Raw genomic sequence first — 15,414 nt, forward strand, 5'->3', positions numbered from 1 at the left:
TCCTCCCCGGATACTCACGGGTCACTTCTTCGTACACCTGTTCATGCCCGCTGTGTGACCACCCGAACACACCACGTGAGGGTGATCCTCCGGCTTCCTGCGGCGTTCTGTATCAGCCATTGATACGCGCGAACGACGCCTCACCCAGGTCTGAGAGAATTGAGCACGTGATCTCCCGAATCGATCTGCGCGGCGACGCCCTCGTCGAGGGCCCCGCCCTGCGCGACCTGCTGCCCCGAGCCGACTTCGACGTAGCGGCCGCCCTGGAGAAGGTGCGTCCGATCTGCGAGGACGTGCATCATCGGGGCGACGCGGCGCTGATCGACGCCGCCGAGCGGTTCGACGGGGTCAGGCTCGACCAGGTGCGCGTGCCGGCCGCCGCGCTCACCCGTGCGCTGGAGGAACTCGACCCGGCCGTGCGCGCGGCCCTGGAGGAGTCCATCCGCCGCGCCCGGATCGTCCACCGCGAGCAGCGCCGCGAGACCCACACCACCCAGGTGGTGCCCGGCGGCACCGTGACCGAGAAGTGGGTGCCGGTGGACCGAGTCGGGCTCTACGCGCCCGGCGGCCGGTCCGTGTACCCGTCCTCCGTGATCATGAACGTCGTGCCCGCGCAGGAGGCCGGCGTAGGGTCCGTCGCGCTCGCCTCGCCCGCCCAGGCCGACTTCGGCGGCCTGCCGCACCCGACGATCCTCGCCGCCTGCGCGCTGCTCGGCGTCGACGAGGTGTACGCGGCCGGCGGCGCCACGGCCGTCGCCATGTTCGCCTACGGCACCGAGTCCTGCGCGCCCGCGAACATGGTCACCGGCCCCGGCAACATCTGGGTCGCCGCCGCCAAGCGCTACTTCACCGGCAGGATCGGCATCGACGCCGAGGCCGGCCCGACCGAGATCGCGGTCCTCGCCGACGACACGGCCGACCCGGTGCACGTCGCCTCCGACCTGATCAGCCAGGCCGAGCACGACCCGCTGGCCGCCGCCGTCCTGGTCACGGACTCCGTCGAACTCGCCGACGCGGTCGAGAAGGAACTGGAGCCGCAGGTCGCCGCGACCAAGCACGTCGACGACCGGATCGTCCCGGCCCTGTCGGGCAGGCAGTCCGCGATCGTGCTGGTCGACGGCATCGACGAAGGCCTGAAGGTGGTCGACGCGTACGGCGCCGAGCACCTGGAGATCCAGACGGCCGACGCCGCCGCCGTCGCCGACCGCGTCCGCAACGCCGGTGCGATCTTCATCGGCCCCTGGGCGCCGGTCTCCCTCGGCGACTACGCTGCCGGCTCCAACCACGTCCTGCCCACCGGCGGCTGCGCCTGCCACTCCTCGGGCCTGTCCGTCCAGTCCTTCCTGCGCGGCATCCACATCGTCGACTACACGCAGGACGCGCTGGCCGAGGTCGCGCACCATGTGGTGACGCTGGCGGAGGCGGAGGACCTGCCCGCGCACGGCGCGGCGATCAAGGCAAGGTTCGGCTGGAAGGTGCCGGAGAGCAAGTGAGCGACGTACGTATCGACGATCTCCCCGTACGGGACGAGCTGCGCGGCAAGTCCCCCTACGGCGCGCCCCAGCTGGACGTCCCCGTACGGCTGAACACCAACGAGAACCCCTACCCGCTGCCCGAGCCGCTGGTCGAGCGGATCGCCGAGCGGGTCCGTGAGGCCGCCCGGAACCTCAACCGCTACCCCGACCGGGACGCGGTCGAGCTGCGCACGCGTCTGGCGGAGTACCTCACCGACACCTCCGGTCACGAGGTCGGCGTGGCCAACGTCTGGGCGGCCAACGGCTCCAACGAGGTCATCCAGCAGCTGCTGCAGACTTTCGGCGGACCGGGCCGCACCGCCATCGGCTTCGAGCCGTCGTACTCGATGCACGGCCTCATCTCGCGCGGCACCGGCACGGGCTGGATCTCCGGCCCGCGGGGCGAGGACTTCACCATCGACCTCGCCGCCGCCGAGAAGGCCATCGCCGAGAACCAGCCGGACGTCGTCTTCATCACCACCCCCAACAACCCCACAGGCACGGCCGTCCCGCCCGAGACGGTCCTCGCGCTGTACGAGGCCGCGCAGGCGGCGAAGCCGTCGATGGTGGTGGTCGACGAGGCGTACATCGAGTTCAGCCACGGCGACTCGCTGCTGCCGCTGCTTCAGGGCCGCCCGAACCTCGTCGTCTCCCGCACCATGTCGAAGGCGTTCGGCGCGGCGGGCCTGCGCCTGGGCTACCTCGCGGCGCACCCGGCCGTCGTCGACGCCGTCCAGCTGGTCCGGCTGCCCTACCACCTGTCGGCCGTGACCCAGGCGACCGCCCTGGCCGCCCTGGAGCACACCGGCACGCTGCTGGGCTACGTCGAGCAGCTCAAGGCCGAACGGGACCGCCTGGTCACCGAACTGCTCGCCATCGGCTACGAGGTCACCGCGTCGGACGCGAACTTCGTGCAGTTCGGCCGGTTCGAGGACTCCCACGAGACCTGGCGGAAGATCCTCGACCGGGGCGTCCTGGTCCGGGACAACGGCGTGCCCGGCTGGCTCCGGGTCACCGCCGGAACCCCCGAAGAGAACGACGCGTTCCTCGACGCGGTACGTGAGTTGAAGAAGGAGCAGAGCACATGAGCCGCGTAGGCCGCATAGAGCGGGTGACCAAGGAGACCTCGGTCCTCGTCGAGATCGACCTCGACGGCACCGGGAAGACCGACATCAAGACCGGCGTCGGCTTCTACGACCACATGCTCGACCAACTCGGCCGACACGGTCTGTTCGACCTCACGGTGAAGACCGAGGGCGACCTGCACATCGACTCGCACCACACCATCGAGGACACCGCCCTCGCCCTCGGCGCCGCCTTCAAGCAGGCCCTCGGCGACAAGGTGGGCATCTACCGCTTCGGCAACTGCACGGTCCCGCTGGACGAGTCCCTCGCCCAGGTCACCGTCGACCTGTCCGGCCGCCCCTACCTCGTGCACACCGAGCCCGAGAAGATGGCGCCGATGATCGGCGAGTACGACACCACCATGACCCGGCACATCCTGGAGTCCTTCGTGGCCCAGGCGCAGATCGCGCTGCACGTGCACGTGCCCTACGGGCGCAACGCGCACCACATCGTGGAGTGCCAGTTCAAGGCGCTCGCCCGGGCCCTGCGGTACGCGTCCGAGCGCGACCCGCGCGCGGCCGGCATCCTCCCCTCCACGAAGGGCGCCCTGTGAACGGCACCTCGACCCTGCTGATCGTCGTCGGCCTGTTCCTCGTCGGCGGGATCTACTCCTTCGTCAAGCAGGAGATGCCCAAGGGCCTGATCGTGCTGCTGTCGATCGGCGCCGCGATGTGCCTGGCGGCCGGTGTGGTGAGGCTGGAGGTGTGGAATTGAGCAGCCCCCTGAAGACGCGGAAGAAGGTCGTCGTCTTCGACTACGGCTTCGGCAACGTCCGTTCCGCCGAGCGCGCCCTCGCCCGCGCGGGAGCCGACGTCGAGATCACCCGTGACTACGACAAGGCCCTGAACGCCGACGGTCTGCTGGTCCCCGGCGTCGGCGCCTTCGCCTCCTGCATGACGGGCCTGCGCGAGGCGCGCGGCGACTGGATCGTCGACCGGCGGCTGTCCGGCGGCCGTCCCGTCATGGGCATCTGCGTCGGCATGCAGATCCTCTTCGCGCGCGGCATCGAGCACGGCGTGGAGAGCGAGGGCCTCGACGAGTGGCCCGGCTCCGTCGAGCCGCTCCAGGCCGAGATCGTGCCCCACATGGGCTGGAACACCGTCGAAGCGGCGCCCGGCTCGCAGCTGTTCGCCGGCCTCGACCCGGACGCCCGCTTCTACTTCGTGCACTCCTACGCCGTGCACGACTGGTCGCTGGAGACGCACAACCCGGCGATGACGGCCCCCAAGGTCACCTGGTCCACCCACGGCAAGCCGTTCGTCGCCGCCGTCGAGAACGGCGCCCTGTGGGCCACGCAGTTCCACCCCGAGAAGTCCGGCGACGCCGGAGCCCAGCTCCTCACCAACTGGATCGGAACACTGTGAGCAAGCTCGAACTCCTCCCCGCCGTCGACGTCCGGGACGGCCAGGCCGTCCGCCTGGTGCACGGCGAGTCCGGCTCGGAGACCTCCTACGGCTCCCCGCTGGAGGCCGCCCTCGCCTGGCAGCGCTCCGGCGCCGAATGGCTGCACCTGGTCGACCTCGACGCCGCCTTCGGCACCGGGAACAACCGCGAGCTGATCGCCGAGGTCGCCGGCGCCATGGACATCAAGGTGGAGCTGTCCGGCGGCATCCGCGACGACGAGACCCTCGCCGCCGCCCTCGCCACCGGCTGCAAGCGCGTCAACCTGGGCACGGCCGCCCTGGAGACCCCGGAGTGGGTCGCCAAGGTCATCGCCGAGCACGGCGACCAGATCGCCGTCGGTCTCGACGTCCGCGGCACGACCCTGCGCGGGCGCGGCTGGACCCGTGACGGCGGCGACCTCTACGAGACGCTGGAACGCCTCGACAAGGAGGGCTGCGCGCGGTACGTCGTCACCGACATCGCCAAGGACGGCACGCTCCAGGGCCCCAACCTGGAACTGCTGCGCAATGTGTGCGCCGCCACCGACCGCCCCGTCGTGGCCTCCGGCGGGGTCTCCTCGCTCGACGACCTGCGGGCCATCGCCGATCTCGTCCCGCTCGGTGTCGAGGGCGCCATCGTCGGGAAGGCGCTGTACGCGAAGGCGTTCACCCTGGAAGAGGCCTTGGAGGCTGTGTCGTCATGACCGTGCGGCGTGTGCAGAGCGGAAGTCCCTGGGAAGAGTCCTTCGGTTTTGCACGCGCCGTCGCGGCGGGCGACCGTGTGCTGGTCGCGGGCACGACCGCCTTCAAGGGCGACGTGCTCTACGGCGAGGGCGACCCGTACGAGCAGGCCAAGGTCGCCTTCACCACCGCCCTGGAGGCGATCGCCGAGTTCGGGCTCGCACCCGAGTCGGTGATCCGCACCCGTGTGTGCCTGGCGCACGCCCGGGACGTCGACGCGGTGGGCCGGGCCCACAAGGAGATGTTCGACGCCGTACGCCCGGTCACGACCCTGCTGGTCGTGCAGGGCTTCATCGACTCCCGGGTCCTGGTGTCGGTGGAAGTGGAAGCATTCAGAGGGACACCCTCCGAAGAGCACTAGAGGAGCACGATTCATGACCCTGGCGGTCCGAGTCATCCCCTGCCTGGACGTGGACAACGGCCGGGTCGTCAAGGGCGTCAACTTCCAGAACCTGCGCGACGCGGGCGACCCCGTCGAAATGGCCAAGGTGTACGACGCCGAGGGCGCCGACGAGCTGACGTTCCTGGACATCACGGCCTCGTCGGGCAACCGCGAGACCACCTACGACGTCGTGCGCCGCACGGCCGAGCAGGTGTTCATCCCGCTCACGGTCGGCGGCGGCGTCCGCACCGCCGAGGACGTGGACAAGCTGCTGCGGGCGGGAGCGGACAAGGTCGGCGTCAACACCGCCGCCATCGCCCGCCCGGAGCTCATCCGCGAGATCGCCGAGCGCTTCGGCCGTCAGGTCCTGGTCCTGTCGGTGGACGCCCGCCGCACCGATGCGGGCTCCTTCGAGGTGACCACCCACGGCGGCCGCCGCTCCGCGGGCATCGACGCCGTCGAATGGGCCCACCGGGCCGCGGAACTGGGCGCCGGCGAGATCCTGCTCAACTCGATGGACGCGGACGGCACCAAGGACGGCTACGACCTGGAGATGATCCGGGCCGTCCGCAAGCACGTCACGGTTCCCGTCATCGCCTCGGGCGGCGCGGGCAGGCTGGGCGACTTCCCCCCGGCCGTCGAGGCGGGCGCGGACGCGGTCCTGGCCGCGTCGGTGTTCCACTTCGGGGACCTGCGGATCGGCCAGGTCAAGCAGACGCTGCGGGAGGCGGGCCACCCGGTGCGGTGACGCCGCCCCTGCCCGCCGAGGGGCCCCGGCCGCGTGCTGCGACCGGGGCTCCGGCATGACTCTCAGATCCCGAGCTGCTTCGTCTCGTTGAGTTTCGCGATCGCGTTCTCGTCACCGTCCAGATCGACCTTGGCCGCGCTCTGGCGGCCGTAGGAGAACAGCACCAGCTCGGACGGCTCGCCGGTGACCGTGACCACCGGGGTGCCCCGGTGGGCGACCGCCGTCTGGCCGTCGGGGCGGCGCAGGACCAGCCCCGTCGGGACGCCGCGGCCCATCAGGCGGGCGGTGCGCTCCAGGCGGGACCACAGGGCGTCCTGGAAGACGGGGTCGAGATCGCGCGGCGACCAGTCGGGCTGGGCGCGGCGGACGTCCTCGGCGTGGACGTAGAACTCGATGATGTTCGACGCCTCGTCGACCGGCTTGAGGGAGAAGGGGGAGAACCGCGGGGGGCCCGTACGGATCAGCTGGATCAGCTCCTCGTACGGCTTGTCGGTGTACTCCGCCATCACCTTGTCCAGGCGCGGCGCGAGCTGCTTGATCAGCATCCCGCCGGCGGCGTCCGGGCGGCGCTCGCGCACCACCACGTGCGCGGCGAGGTCCCGGGTCCTCCAGCCCTCGCACAGGGTGGGCGCGTCCGGACCCGCGGTCTCCAACAGGTCGGCGAGGAGAAGTCGTTCACGCTTGGCATGGGTCGACATGCGGCCCAGCCTACGTCCGGGCCCGGGGTCCGCCCAGTGGACACTCCACCAGCCCTGTCCGTGGCGCCCGGCACAATGGTCACCATGACCAGCACGCCCAGTCCCCTCGACCCGGAGATCGCCGCGCGCCTCAAGCGCAGCGCCGACGGCCTCCTGCCCGCCATCGCCCAGCAGTACGACACCGGAGAAGTGCTGATGCTGGGCTGGATGGACGACGAGGCGCTGCACCGCACGATGACCACCGGCCGGTGCACCTACTGGTCACGCAGCCGCGCGGAGTACTGGGTCAAGGGCGACACCTCCGGCCACTTCCAGTGGGTGAAGTCCGTCGCCCTGGACTGCGACGCCGACACCGTGCTCGTCAAGGTCGACCAGGTCGGCGCCGCCTGCCACACCGGAGCCCGGACCTGTTTCGACGAGGACGTGCTCCTCAAGGACGGCGGCTCCGACCGCCCCGCCCGGGATCAGTAAGGTCAGCGGCCATGGACCTCGAGACGTTCCGCAAGCTCGCCACCGACCGGCGGGTCATCCCCGTCACCCGCAAGCTCCTCGCCGACGGCGACACCCCGGTCGCGCTCTACCGCAAGCTCGCCGCCGAGCGGCCCGGCACCTTCCTGCTGGAATCCGCGGAGAACGGCCGCTCGTGGTCCCGGTACTCCTTCGTCGGCGTGCGCTCCGCCGCGACACTGACCGCACGCGACGGACAGGCCCACTGGCTCGGCGCCCCGCCCGTCGGCGTCCCCACCGACGGCGATCCCCTCGCCGCCCTGCGCGCCACCATCGAGACGCTGCACACGCCCCACCAGCAGGGCATGCCGCCCTTCACCGGCGGCATGGTCGGCTACCTCGGCTACGACATCGTCCGCCGCCTGGAGAAGATCGGCCCCGGCGAACGCGACGACCTGAAGCTGCCCGAGCTGACCATGCTCCTCACCAGCGACCTGGCCGTCATGGACCACTGGGAGGGCTCGGTCCTGCTGATCGCCAACGCGATCAACCACAACGACCTGGAGACGGGCGTCGACGAAGCCCACGCCGACGCCGTCGCCCGCCTCGACGCGATGGAGGCCGACCTCTCCCGCCCGGTCGCCCAGCCCCCGGCCGTCCTCCCGCCCTCCGAGCTCCCCGAGTACACCGCGCTGTGGGGCGGCCCCGACTTCCAGGTGGCCGTCGAGGACATCAAGGAGCGCATCCGGGCCGGTGAGGCCTTCCAGGTGGTCCCCTCCCAGCGCTTCGAGACGCCGTGCACCGCGAGCGCGCTGGACGTCTACCGGGTCCTGCGGGCCACCAACCCGTCCCCGTACATGTACCTGTTCCGTTTCGACGGGTTCGACGTCGTCGGCTCGTCCCCGGAGGCCCTGGTCAAGGTCGAGGACGGCCGGGCCATGGTGCACCCCATCGCCGGCACCCGCTGGCGCGGCGCCACCCCCCAGGAGGACCAGGCCCTCGCCGACGAGCTGCTCGCCGACCCCAAGGAGCGCGCCGAGCACCTCATGCTCGTGGACCTGGGCCGCAACGACCTCGGTCGGGTCTGCGAGCCCGGCTCGGTCGAGGTCGTCGACTTCATGTCGGTCGAGCGGTACTCGCACGTCATGCACATCGTCTCGACCGTGACCGGCCGCGTCGCCCCGGGCCGCACCGCCTTCGACGTCCTCACCGCCTGCTTCCCGGCCGGCACCCTCTCCGGCGCCCCCAAGCCCCGCGCCATGCAGATCATCGACGAACTCGAACCGTCCCGCCGCGGCCTCTACGGCGGCTGCGTCGGCTACCTCGACTTCGCCGGCGACTCCGACACCGCCATCGCCATCCGCACCGCCCTCCTGCGCGACGGCACCGCGTACGTGCAGGCCGGCGCGGGCATCGTCGCCGACTCCGACCCGGTCGCCGAGGACACCGAGTGCCGCAACAAGGCGGCCGCGGTACTGCGGGCCGTCCACACGGCGAACCGGCTCGGAAGCGCCTGAGATGCACCCCGGGTGACGGTTCGCCCGGGCTTCAGGCGATAGTGGGGTACGTGACTGCTGTACCTCACCCCCGTTCCGAAGCCCCCGGATCCGCCCGGGCCGGCCGCCTGAGCCTCGCCGTCGCGCTGCTGAGCGGCGCCCTCGGCGCCGCCGTGGCGCTGCTCGCCACCCGGCAGGAGTGGTCGCAGGGCACCGCGACGGTGGCCGGCGGCGCCTTCCCCCTGACCGCCAAGGGCAGTGATGTCACGGGCGTTCCCGCGGCGCTCGCCATAGTGGGCCTCGCCGCGCTCGTCGCCGTGTTCGCGGTCCGCCGCGCCGGCCGCCTGGTCGTCGCCGCGCTGCTGGCGCTCTCCGGCGTCGGCATCGTCGCCGCGGCCCTGCTCGGCGCCTCCGACAGCTCCGCACTCGACGAGCAGGCCGCGCAGGCCTCCGGCGACACCTCGGCCTCCGTCGACGCCCTCAGCCACACCGCCTGGCCGTACGTCGCGGTCGCCGGCGGCGTCCTGATCCTCCTGGCCGGGCTGCTCGCCCTGCGGTACGGCCGGCTGTGGCCCGGCATGTCCGGCCGCTACGAGCGGTCCGGCACGCCCCAGCCGCGCCGCAAGGCCCCCGCCGTCGACCCCGACCGGCCCGAGGACCTGTGGAAGGCGCTCGACCGCGGCGAGGACCCGACCGGGGCCTGAGCCCACACGGGCGGCCGGGCGAACGGGGGAGTACCCCCGCTCACCCCGGCCGCGCGCGTGCGGGACAATGGGCCCGAGCGTCCTGCTCAGACACGCACACAGCAACGAGGAGCAAGCAATGGCGGGCAGCAGCCACGGTCACACCCCGGCCGCCTGGACCGGTGTCACGATCGCCTTCATCGGTTTCTGCGTCTCGGGCGCGTTCATGGTGATGGACCAGCCGGTGGGCTTCTGGGCGGGCATGGTGGTCGTGCTGCTCGGCGGTGTCGTCGGCGGCATCATGCGGATGATGGGCCTGGGCCAGCCCAAGGACCTGCACCAGCCGCACCGGATGACGGGCGACCGCGAGCCGGCGCGCGCCGAGGGCTGACCCCCGCGGAACACCCTGGTCGCGTGAGGGGCGGCCGGCACTCGGGTGCCGGGACCGCCCCTGACGCGCGTGCGGGGCACAATGCATACCGTGAACGCCGAGAGCCGAAGGGCGACGCCGAGCGTCCCGAGCCGTCTGGCCGTCCCCACCGGCGTGCTCGCGGCCGTCGCCGCCGCCTTCGCCTACGTGGGCACCGTGGACCCCAACGAGCCCGGTCACTACCCCGTGTGCCCGCTGTTGCGCTACACCGGCCTCTACTGCCCCGGCTGCGGCGGACTGCGCAGCGCGCACGCCTTCGTCCACGGGGACGTCCTCACGGCGCTGCACGCCAACGCGCTCGCGACCCTCGGCTATCTGGGCTTCGCCGTGCTGTGGACCGTATGGGTGGTCCACGCGGTCCGCGGGCGCCCGCTGCGGATCGACCCCCGGCCGGGGCTGGTGTGGAGCCTCGGGGCGTTGCTGCTGGCCTTCTCCGTCGTCCGGAACCTGCCCTTCGGCGGCTGGCTCCACCCTTGATCAGCGGACGGACGTCCAGTGTGGGGGAGGGGCCGGCGTCAACCGGATGTGAGGCCTACGCCCGGCTGCGGATACCATCGCAGTGACCATCGCTTTCCGATCGGTCGCTGGAACTGTCAAGAGTCTGGAAGGGGGCCGCTCGCGTGAGTGTGCTCGACGAGATCATCGACGGAGTCCGTGCCGACCTCGCGGAGCGGCAGGCGCGCGTCAGCCTCGACGAGCTCAAGGAGCGCGCGGCGAAGGCTCCCGCGGCCAAGGACGGTGTGGCCGCACTGCGCGGCGACGGTGTCAAGGTCATCTGCGAGGTCAAGCGCTCCAGCCCGTCCAAGGGCGCGCTGGCCGCGATCGCCGACCCGGCCGGTCTCGCCGCTGACTACGAGGCGGGCGGCGCGGCCGTCATCTCCGTCCTCACCGAGGAACGCCGCTTCGGCGGCTCGCTCGCCGACCTGGAGGCGGTCCGCGCCCGGGTGGACATCCCGGTCCTGCGCAAGGACTTCATCGTCACGTCGTATCAGCTGTGGGAGGCCCGCGCCTACGGCGCCGACGTCGTGCTGCTGATCGTCGCCGCCCTCGACCAGCCGGCCCTGGAGTCCCTCATCGAGCGGGCCGAGTCCATCGGGCTCACCCCGCTCGTCGAGGTGCACGACGAGGACGAGGTCGAGCGCGCGGTCGACGCCGGCGCCCGCGTGATCGGCGTCAACGCACGCAACCTCAAGACCCTCGAGGTCGACCGCGGCACGTTCGAGCGGGTGGCACCGGAGATCCCCGACCACATCATCAAGATCGCCGAGTCCGGAGTCCGCGGCCCGCACGACCTCATCGCCTACGCCAACGCCGGCGCCGACGCGGTGCTGGTCGGTGAGTCCCTGGTCACCGGCAAGGACCCCAGGACGGCCGTCTCGGACCTCGTCGCGGCCGGCGAGCATCCCGCACTCCGGCACGGCCGGAGCTGATCACCGCTAAGCTTGCCCCGATGACTTCCACCCTGACGACCGTGGACCGGTACGCCCGCCTCGCGCGCGGCTGCCGCCCCCGCGGCTGCCGTGCGCCCGCCCGCCGGGTCCACGGCCGCCGCGTCCGGTACGTCATCGGTGACGAGCCGGGCCAGGTCAACGGCATGCGATGGCAGCGGCGCCCCGTAAGGGGCGCGGGGAACTGCGCGACCAGCCCCGACGGGCCCGCGGCCGACTGACCCTCCCCGCCCCCACGGCGAACAGTGATCAACACACACACTCACCGTGAGGTATTCGCATGCCCAGCCAGTTCTTCATCCCCGACCCCGAGGGCCAAACCCCCGACCCCGACGGCTACTTCGGGGCCTTCGGCGGCAAGTTCATCCCCGAAGCCCTCGTCGCGGCCGTCGACGAGGTGGCCGTCGAGTACGACAAGGCCAAGCACGACCCCGAGTTCGCCAAGGAACTCGACGACCTCCTGGTCAACTACACCGGCCGCCCCAGCTCCCTCACCGAGGTGCCGAGGTTCGCCGAACACGCCGGCGGCGCACGGATCTTCCTGAAGCGGGAGGACCTCAACCACACCGGCTCCCACAAGATCAACAACGTTCTCGGCCAGGCCCTGCTCACCAAGCGCATGGGCAAGACCCGGGTCATCGCCGAGACGGGCGCCGGACAGCACGGCGTGGCCACGGCCACCGCCTGTGCGCTCTTCGGCCTCGACTGCACGATCTACATGGGCGAGATCGACACCCGGCGCCAGGCCCTCAACGTGGCCCGCATGCGCATGCTCGGCGCAGAGGTCATCGCCGTGAAGTCCGGCAGTCGCACGCTGAAGGACGCCATCAACGAGGCCTTCCGCGACTGGGTCGCCAACGTCGACCACACCCACTACCTCTTCGGCACCGTCGCAGGCCCGCACCCCTTCCCGGCGATGGTCCGCGACTTCCACCGGGTCATCGGCGTCGAGGCCCGCCGTCAGCTCCTGGAGCGCGCCGGGCGCCTGCCCGACGCGGCCGTCGCCTGCGTCGGCGGCGGCTCCAACGCCATCGGCCTCTTCCACGCCTTCATCCCGGACACCGACGTCCGCCTCATCGGGTGTGAACCGGCCGGGCACGGCGTCGAGTCCGGCGAGCACGCCGCGACCCTCACCGCGGGCGAGCCCGGCATCCTGCACGGCTCGCGCTCCTACGTCCTCCAGGACGACGAGGGCCAGATCACCGAGCCGTACTCGATCTCCGCCGGTCTGGACTACCCGGGCATCGGCCCGGAGCACTCCTACCTGAAGGACTCCGGCCGCGGCGAGTACCGTGCGGTCACCGACGACGCGGCGATGCAGGCCCTGCGCCTGCTGTCGCGCACCGAGGGCATCATCCCGGCCATCGAGAGCGCACATGCCCTGGCCGGCGCCCTGGAGGTCGGCAAGGAGCTGGGCAAGGACGGGCTGATCGTGGTCAACCTGTCCGGCCGCGGCGACAAGGACATGGACACCGCCGCCCGCTACTTCGGCCTGTACGACACCGACGCCGAGGTCGCCGCCGACGCGGACACCGACACCGCCGAGATCGAGGGGGACGCCAAGTGAGCGGCAACATCGAGCTGTTGGGCGAAACCCTCGCCGCGGCCAAGGCCGAGGGGCGCGCCGCCCTCATCGCCTACCTCCCGGCCGGGTTCCCGACCGTGGACGGCGGCATCGAGGCGATCAAGGCCGTCATCGACGGCGGCGCCGACGTCGTCGAGGTGGGCCTGCCGCACAGCGACCCCGTCCTCGACGGCCCGGTCATCCAGACCGCCGACGACATCGCCCTGCGCGGCGGAGTGAAGATCGCCGACGTGATGCGCACGGTCCGCGAGGCCCACGCCGCCACGGGCAAGCCGATCCTCGTCATGACGTACTGGAACCCCATCGACCGCTACGGCGTCGAGCGGTTCACCGCCGAACTCGCCGAAGCGGGCGGCGCCGGGTGCATCCTGCCCGACCTGCCCGTGCAGGAGTCGGCGCTGTGGAGGGAGCACGCGGAGAAGCACGGTCTGGCGACCGTCTTCGTCGTCGCGCCCAGCAGCAAGGACGAGCGGCTCGCGCAGATCACCGCGGTCGGCAGCGGCTTCGTCTACGCCGCCTCCCTCATGGGCGTCACCGGCACCCGCGCCACCGTCAGCTCGCAGGCCCAGGGCTTGGTGGAACGCACCCGGGCCACGCGCGCCGACCTGCCCGTCTGCGTCGGGCTCGGCGTCTCCAACGCCACCCAGGCCGCCGAGGTCGCCGGCTTCGCCGACGGCGTGATCGTCGGCTCGGCCTTCGTCAAGGCGATGCTGGACGCCCCGGACGACGCGGCCGGGCTGGAAGCCGTGCGCGCGCTCGCGGGCGACCTCGCCAAGGGCGTGCGCCGGCAGGCGTAAGGAACCGGGAAGTCATACAGGTCCCCCGTACGGGTGGACCTGGGGCCGGGGAGGCGCGGTGCGCCTCCCCGGTTCGTTTCCGGGGTGTGAGCGAGAAGAACCGTGAGGGAAAGCGCACCGCCCGGGAGAAGCTGGCGGTCGAGCGCGAGAAGCAGAAGTCCGCGGACAAGCGCCGGCGCGCGTTGGTGGTGGGCGGAGCCGTCGTCGCCGTCCTGGGACTCGCGGCGGTGATCGGCGTCATCGCGGCCAATGCCGGCAAGGACGACGGCAGCGAGGCCTCGGGCCCGGTCGTGGTGCCGTCCGGAGCCCAGGGCAAGGACAGCCTCGCCCTCCCCGTCGGCAAGGACAGCGCCAAGTCCACGCTCACGGTGTGGGAGGACTTCCGCTGCCCCGCCTGCAAGTCCTTCGAGACGGCGTACCGACCGGTGATCCACGAGCTGACGAACGCCGGCGAGCTGAAGGTCGAGTACCACCTGGTCACCCTGATCGACGGCAACATGCGCGGCACCGGCTCCCGCAACGCCGCCAACGCGGCGGCCTGCGCCCAGGACGCCGGGAAGTTCCCCGCGTACCACGACGTGCTCTTCGACAACCAGCCCTCGGAGGTCGACGACGCCTACGCGGACAACGCCAAGCTGATCGAGCTGGCCGGCAAGGTCGACGGTCTGGACACCCCCTCCTTCCGCACCTGTGTCGAGAAGGGCACGCACAACGGCTGGGTCGCCAAGTCCCACCAGGCGTTCAACAAGGGCGGCTTCTCGGGCACGCCGACCGTGCTGTTCGACGGCGAGAACATCTACCAGGACCGGACGATGACCCCGGCCAAGCTGAAGCAGATGGTGCAGGAGGCGAACAAGGAGTAAGGGGCATTCTCACGCCCCTGTTATGGACCCGTAGCCGGGCTGCCTGCCGCGGGCCCGGTGCGGCACGGTAGCGTCGACCTTGCCATGGAACTTGCCTTCATTCCCAGCCCGTCACGCGGGGTGCTGTATCTCGGCCCCATTCCGCTGCGCGGCTACGCGTTCTGCATCATCATCGGCGTCTTCGTCGCGGTCTGGCTCGGCAACAAGCGCTGGATCGCCCGGGGCGGGCGGGCCGGCACGGTGGCCGACATCGCCGTCTGGGCCGTGCCGTTCGGTCTGGTCGGCGGCCGGCTCTACCACGTGATCACGGACTACGAGCTGTACTTCAGCGAGGGCCGTGACTGGGTGGACGCCTTCAAGATCTGGGAGGGCGGCCTCGGCATCTGGGGCGCGATCGCGCTGGGTGCGCTGGGCGCGTGGATCGGCTGCCGTCGCCGCGGCATCCCGATGCCGGCCTACGCCGACGCCGTCGCGCCGGGCATCGCCTTCGCCCAGGCGATCGGCCGCTGGGGCAACTGGTTCAACCAGGAGCTGTACGGCAAGCCCACCGATCTGCCCTGGGCCCTGGAGATCACCTCCTCGTCGGACGGGCGGGTGCCGGGTACCTACCACCCGACGTTCCTGTACGAGTCGCTGTGGTGCATCGGTGTGGCGCTGCTGGTCATCTGGGCCGACCGCCGCTTCCGGCTCGGACACGGCCGGGCGTTCGCGCTGTACGTCGCCGCGTACTGCGCGGGGCGTGGATGGATCGAGTACATGCGCGTCGACGACGCCCACCACATCCTGGGTCTCCGCCTGAACGTGTGGACCGCGATCCTCGTGTTCCTGCTCGCGGTGACGTACCTGGTCGTGTCGTCGAAGAAGCGGCCCGGCCGGGAGGCCGTCGTGGAGCCGGGTGCGGATGCCTCCGGCGGCGAGACCGACGGCGCCGAGTCGGCCGATGCGGCGGGCAAGGCCGACCGGGCCGAGGACGCCGGTGAGGACGACGAGCCCGCGGACGAGGCCGAGGCGGACGGTGCCAGGAACGAGGCCGGGTCGGGGAAGAAGACCTGACGGTCCGCCGCATGCGACGTGC

20 protein-coding genes are annotated in these 15,414 nt (G+C 71.6%); 19 read left to right on the forward strand and 1 reads right to left on the reverse strand.

The genetic code is table 11. The features are described from left to right. The first annotated feature begins 167 nt into the window (after nucleotides 1-167). The 8 genes from hisD to hisF are packed head-to-tail and all read left to right on the forward strand — an operon-like array spanning nucleotide 168 to nucleotide 5,892. Nucleotides 168-1,493 carry a histidinol dehydrogenase gene (gene hisD / locus ACZ7EG_RS23530; RefSeq protein WP_471082189.1) on the forward strand — a complete coding sequence of 442 codons (1,326 nt, stop codon included), beginning with the start codon at nucleotides 168-170 and terminating at the stop codon, nucleotides 1,491-1,493. Continuing rightward, a complete protein-coding gene (locus ACZ7EG_RS23535; protein ID WP_471082192.1) occupies nucleotides 1,490-2,602 on the forward strand; it encodes a histidinol-phosphate transaminase in 1,113 nt (370 codons plus the stop codon). Before hisD ends, ACZ7EG_RS23535 begins: the two co-directional genes overlap by 4 nt. Beyond that, nucleotides 2,599-3,192, forward strand: coding sequence for an imidazoleglycerol-phosphate dehydratase HisB (hisB, locus tag ACZ7EG_RS23540; protein ID WP_053671868.1), 594 nt, complete (start codon nucleotides 2,599-2,601; stop codon nucleotides 3,190-3,192). The genes ACZ7EG_RS23535 and hisB overlap by 4 nt, the downstream gene beginning before the upstream one ends. Next, nucleotides 3,189-3,353 (forward strand): hypothetical protein, encoded by a 165-nt coding sequence (locus tag ACZ7EG_RS23545; protein ID WP_471082195.1) that lies wholly within the window; start codon nucleotides 3,189-3,191, stop codon nucleotides 3,351-3,353. Before hisB ends, ACZ7EG_RS23545 begins: the two co-directional genes overlap by 4 nt. Nucleotides 3,354-3,361: 8 nt before the next feature. Beyond that, a complete protein-coding gene (gene hisH, locus ACZ7EG_RS23550) occupies nucleotides 3,362-4,003 on the forward strand; it encodes an imidazole glycerol phosphate synthase subunit HisH (RefSeq protein WP_361872395.1) in 642 nt (213 codons plus the stop codon). Beyond that, entirely contained in the window at nucleotides 4,000-4,725 is a 726-nt protein-coding gene (gene priA, locus ACZ7EG_RS23555; protein WP_398730293.1) for a bifunctional 1-(5-phosphoribosyl)-5-((5-phosphoribosylamino)methylideneamino)imidazole-4-carboxamide isomerase/phosphoribosylanthranilate isomerase PriA, read from the forward strand. The genes hisH and priA overlap by 4 nt, the downstream gene beginning before the upstream one ends. Further along, entirely contained in the window at nucleotides 4,722-5,123 is a 402-nt protein-coding gene (locus ACZ7EG_RS23560) for a RidA family protein (RefSeq protein WP_031107367.1), read from the forward strand. Before priA ends, ACZ7EG_RS23560 begins: the two co-directional genes overlap by 4 nt. Nucleotides 5,124-5,136: 13 nt before the next feature. Further along, nucleotides 5,137-5,892: an imidazole glycerol phosphate synthase subunit HisF gene (hisF, locus tag ACZ7EG_RS23565; protein ID WP_471082200.1), complete on the forward strand. Its 756-nt coding sequence runs from the start codon at nucleotides 5,137-5,139 to the stop codon at nucleotides 5,890-5,892. A gap of 62 nt (nucleotides 5,893-5,954) precedes the next feature. Here the strand turns inward: hisF and ACZ7EG_RS23570 are convergent, their stop codons facing one another. Beyond that, on the reverse strand, nucleotides 5,955-6,590 hold the full coding sequence (locus ACZ7EG_RS23570; RefSeq protein WP_471082203.1) for a TIGR03085 family metal-binding protein: 636 nt from the start codon (nucleotides 6,588-6,590) through the stop codon (nucleotides 5,955-5,957). An 84-nt stretch (nucleotides 6,591-6,674) separates the two neighbouring features. Here ACZ7EG_RS23570 and hisI point away from each other — a divergent pair, with 84 nt between their 5' ends. The 11 genes from hisI to lgt all read left to right on the forward strand — a co-directional run bounded on the left by hisI (nucleotide 6,675) and on the right by lgt (nucleotide 15,392). Further along, nucleotides 6,675-7,061 carry a phosphoribosyl-AMP cyclohydrolase gene (gene hisI, locus ACZ7EG_RS23575; protein WP_471082206.1) on the forward strand — a complete coding sequence of 129 codons (387 nt, stop codon included), beginning with the start codon at nucleotides 6,675-6,677 and terminating at the stop codon, nucleotides 7,059-7,061. A gap of 11 nt (nucleotides 7,062-7,072) precedes the next feature. Beyond that, entirely contained in the window at nucleotides 7,073-8,554 is a 1,482-nt protein-coding gene (locus tag ACZ7EG_RS23580) for an anthranilate synthase component I (protein WP_471082209.1), read from the forward strand. Between the two features lie 41 nt (nucleotides 8,555-8,595). Next, the gene (locus tag ACZ7EG_RS23585) at nucleotides 8,596-9,237 is read left to right on the forward strand and encodes a TIGR02234 family membrane protein (protein ID WP_471082212.1); all 642 of its coding nucleotides are present in this window, start codon (nucleotides 8,596-8,598) and stop codon (nucleotides 9,235-9,237) included. A gap of 118 nt (nucleotides 9,238-9,355) precedes the next feature. Then, nucleotides 9,356-9,607 carry an HGxxPAAW family protein gene (locus tag ACZ7EG_RS23590; protein ID WP_344457028.1) on the forward strand — a complete coding sequence of 84 codons (252 nt, stop codon included), beginning with the start codon at nucleotides 9,356-9,358 and terminating at the stop codon, nucleotides 9,605-9,607. 81 nt (nucleotides 9,608-9,688) lie between these two features. Beyond that, nucleotides 9,689-10,123: a DUF2752 domain-containing protein gene (locus ACZ7EG_RS23595; RefSeq protein WP_471082215.1), complete on the forward strand. Its 435-nt coding sequence runs from the start codon at nucleotides 9,689-9,691 to the stop codon at nucleotides 10,121-10,123. A gap of 143 nt (nucleotides 10,124-10,266) precedes the next feature. Then, entirely contained in the window at nucleotides 10,267-11,076 is an 810-nt protein-coding gene (trpC, locus tag ACZ7EG_RS23600) for an indole-3-glycerol phosphate synthase TrpC (RefSeq protein ID WP_104779391.1), read from the forward strand. A 20-nt stretch (nucleotides 11,077-11,096) separates the two neighbouring features. Further along, nucleotides 11,097-11,315, forward strand: a complete 219-nt coding sequence (trpM, locus tag ACZ7EG_RS23605; RefSeq protein ID WP_471082218.1) for a tryptophan biosynthesis modulator TrpM — start codon at nucleotides 11,097-11,099, stop codon at nucleotides 11,313-11,315. Between the two features lie 59 nt (nucleotides 11,316-11,374). Beyond that, a complete protein-coding gene (trpB, locus tag ACZ7EG_RS23610; RefSeq protein WP_471082221.1) occupies nucleotides 11,375-12,661 on the forward strand; it encodes a tryptophan synthase subunit beta in 1,287 nt (428 codons plus the stop codon). Beyond that, entirely contained in the window at nucleotides 12,658-13,476 is an 819-nt protein-coding gene (trpA, locus tag ACZ7EG_RS23615; RefSeq protein WP_471082224.1) for a tryptophan synthase subunit alpha, read from the forward strand. The genes trpB and trpA overlap by 4 nt, the downstream gene beginning before the upstream one ends. Before the next feature lie 86 nt (nucleotides 13,477-13,562). After that, entirely contained in the window at nucleotides 13,563-14,339 is a 777-nt protein-coding gene (locus ACZ7EG_RS23620) for a DsbA family protein (protein WP_471082227.1), read from the forward strand. 84 nt (nucleotides 14,340-14,423) lie between these two features. Next, nucleotides 14,424-15,392: a prolipoprotein diacylglyceryl transferase gene (lgt, locus tag ACZ7EG_RS23625; protein ID WP_471082230.1), complete on the forward strand. Its 969-nt coding sequence runs from the start codon at nucleotides 14,424-14,426 to the stop codon at nucleotides 15,390-15,392. Nucleotides 15,393-15,414: the final 22 nt, after the last annotated feature.

This window comes from Streptomyces sp. NPDC037100, from assembly GCF_055606225.1.

Excerpts from the sequence above, each read along its gene's own strand:
- ACZ7EG_RS23580 (WP_471082209.1), top strand. The coding sequence starts at position 7,073 with ATGGACCTCGAGACGTTCCGCAAGCTCGCCACCGACCGGCGGGTCATC.
- hisB (WP_053671868.1), top strand. The coding sequence starts at position 2,599 with ATGAGCCGCGTAGGCCGCATAGAGCGGGTGACCAAGGAGACCTCGGTC.
- ACZ7EG_RS23590 (WP_344457028.1), top strand. The coding sequence starts at position 9,356 with ATGGCGGGCAGCAGCCACGGTCACACCCCGGCCGCCTGGACCGGTGTC.
- hisI (WP_471082206.1), top strand. The coding sequence starts at position 6,675 with ATGACCAGCACGCCCAGTCCCCTCGACCCGGAGATCGCCGCGCGCCTC.
- ACZ7EG_RS23560 (WP_031107367.1), top strand. The coding sequence starts at position 4,722 with ATGACCGTGCGGCGTGTGCAGAGCGGAAGTCCCTGGGAAGAGTCCTTC.
- lgt (WP_471082230.1), top strand. The coding sequence starts at position 14,424 with ATGGAACTTGCCTTCATTCCCAGCCCGTCACGCGGGGTGCTGTATCTC.
- hisF (WP_471082200.1), top strand. The coding sequence starts at position 5,137 with ATGACCCTGGCGGTCCGAGTCATCCCCTGCCTGGACGTGGACAACGGC.
- trpM (WP_471082218.1), top strand. The coding sequence starts at position 11,097 with ATGACTTCCACCCTGACGACCGTGGACCGGTACGCCCGCCTCGCGCGC.
- trpB (WP_471082221.1), top strand. The coding sequence starts at position 11,375 with ATGCCCAGCCAGTTCTTCATCCCCGACCCCGAGGGCCAAACCCCCGAC.
- ACZ7EG_RS23570 (WP_471082203.1), bottom strand. The coding sequence starts at position 6,590 with ATGTCGACCCATGCCAAGCGTGAACGACTTCTCCTCGCCGACCTGTTG.
- ACZ7EG_RS23595 (WP_471082215.1), top strand. The coding sequence starts at position 9,689 with ATGCATACCGTGAACGCCGAGAGCCGAAGGGCGACGCCGAGCGTCCCG.